At 63.5% G+C, this 2,175-nt stretch carries 2 protein-coding genes; one reads left to right on the plus strand and one right to left on the minus strand.

The window, feature by feature from the left end; all coding sequences use genetic code 11:
* Positions 1-693: ABC transporter substrate-binding protein (locus tag EOA38_RS34445; RefSeq protein ID WP_145966223.1), on the minus strand; the 693-nt coding region annotated here is incomplete at its 3' end.
* Positions 694-1,053: 360 nt separating this feature from the next.
* Here EOA38_RS34445 and EOA38_RS34450 point away from each other — a divergent pair.
* Positions 1,054-2,076, plus strand: a complete 1,023-nt coding sequence (locus EOA38_RS34450) for a substrate-binding domain-containing protein (RefSeq protein ID WP_127301315.1) — start codon at positions 1,054-1,056, stop codon at positions 2,074-2,076.
* Positions 2,077-2,175: the final 99 nt, after the last annotated feature.

The raw sequence follows: 2,175 nt of genomic DNA on the forward strand, positions 1-2,175 counted from the left end.
CAGCATGATGTCCTCGACCCAGTCGGTCGCCGGCCAGCCGGTGGCGCCGCCGGAGCCGAGCCCGATGCACCAGGGCTTGCCGCCGTCGGCGATGATCTTCTTCTCGAGATCGGCGAGCTCTTCCTGCGTCTTCGGCACCTTGTAGCCGGCTTCCTCGAAATTGTCCGGCGAGTACCAGACCAGCGACTTCACGTCCGCCTTGTAGGGGAAGGCGAAGAAGCCGGGCTTGCCGTCCTTGTCCTTGAAGGTGCCGAGGTCGACCCATGACTGGCCGGCGCCGTAATTGTCCTTCACCCATTTGGCGGTGTCGTCGCCGAGCGGAGTGAGCAGGCCCTTGGAAGCCAGGTCCTGGATCAGGCCGGGCTGCGGCAGCACCGCGATGTTGGGCGGGCTGCCGGCCTGGGTGTCGATGACGATCTGCTGTTCGTAATTCTCCGAGGAGGAGTATTTGATCTCGGCGCCGGTGGCTTCCTGGAAGTATTCGAGAACGGTGCGCACCAGGCCCTCGTCCTCGCCGCGCCACGGCCCGAAGATGGTCAGCGTCTCGCCCTTGAGGTCGACTTTCTTGAGGTCGTCGTAGTTTGCCCAGTGGAAGCGCGGGTCCTCGCCCGGCTTGAACTTCAGTTCGGCTTGCGCCGGCAGGCTAAGGGCTAGCGCGGCGAAAGCGGCGCCCAAGAGAAGCATTTTCTTCATCGCAATCCTCCCAGTGGTGAAAACAGTTCGGACGAAACCTCCATCCCGTCCGCCGACGCCCGCGGAACTGTGACTCAGCGAGAAGGCAACCGCAACCTTTCGGAGAGTCTTCCAAAGCGCTTTGGCTTTTTTGATCTCGCCATCGAATTGACCGGAAGTCAAGAGGGTTACTGTACTAATCGATTTAAAGTTCTACTCCATCAGCCATAAAGTGCGCTGCAGCATGCTTTTTTGGCACTGCAGCAGCAATTTTTGCTTCAAACTGCGATGGGCCGCCACTAAGGTCGTCATGTGCGGCGACATCGCCAACAATCATCGGATCAATTTAAATTTAAAGCGCTTTGAGGCTGGAGACCTCGGATGAACCTCAAGCAACTGTCGCACATGCTGTCGCTCTCTCAAACCACGGTGAGCCGGGCGCTGAACGGCTATCCGGAGGTCAACGAGGAGACGCGGCGCCGCGTGATGGATGCCGCCAAGCGCCATGGCTATCGGCCGAACCCCAGCGCGCGGCGGCTGGCCACCGGCAAGTCGGGCATGATCGGTTACGTGCTGCCGACCGGCAATGCCGTCGACATCGACCCGCATTTCGTCGAGTTCCTCTCCGGCCTCGGCGACTATGCCCGCTCGCACGAACTCGATCTCGTGCTGTCGCCGGCCGATGCCGACGACCAGGAGACCACCTATCGGCGCATCGTCGCCAACCGGCAGGTCGACGCGGTCTACATCTCTTCGCCGCGCCCCGCCGACCGGCGGCTGGCGCTGGTGAACACGCTGGGCATCCCTTTCATCGTCCATGGCCGCAGCGAGGGCTTCGATTTCGACTATCCCTATCTCGACATCGACAATGAAGGCGCCTTCCACGAGGCGGCCAGGATACTCGTGCAGCTCGGCCACAAGCGTCTGGCGCTGATCAACGGCGACGACCGCGAGACCTTCGCCATTCACCGCGAGCGCGGCATGCGCCGGGCGCTGGCCGCCAGCGGCCTGACGCTTGGCGAGCGCCACATCTGCTCGCTGACCATGACCGAGGAGAACGGCTATCGCGCCGCTCGCCGCCTGCTCGAGCAAAGCGAGGCTCCCACCGCGATCGTCTGCTCCAGTCTGATCATGGCGCTCGGCGTCGTGCGCGCCGTGCGCGATCTGGATCTCACCATTCCCGGTGACCTGTCTCTGGTCGCCCATGACGACGTCTTCCCCTGGCTGCGACCGGAGAATTTTCCGGTGCCGCTGTCGACGACACGCTCATCGATCCGCCTTGCCGGCGCACGCGTCGCCGAGCGCCTGGCGGCGCGGATATCGGGGCTGGAAGAAGGGGCGCGCGGCGAGGTGTGGCCGGTGGATCTGGTGGTGAGGGGATCGGTTGCTGGGGCGCCGGGATAGGATCGTGTTCCGACGAGCGAGACGCGTTAGAGCACAGCACTGGCGTCGAGTTCCTTCACACCCCCCTCTGGCCTGCCGGCCATCTCCCCCGCAAGGGGG

It is taken from the genome of Mesorhizobium sp. M1E.F.Ca.ET.041.01.1.1 (assembly GCF_003997355.1).
In the GTDB taxonomy this organism is placed as follows: Bacteria; Pseudomonadota; Alphaproteobacteria; order Rhizobiales; family Rhizobiaceae; genus Mesorhizobium.

Bases quoted from the DNA above. Each gene is read 5' to 3' on its own strand.
- EOA38_RS34450 (WP_127301315.1), top strand. From the start codon at position 1,054: ATGAACCTCAAGCAACTGTCGCACATGCTGTCGCTCTCTCAAACCACG.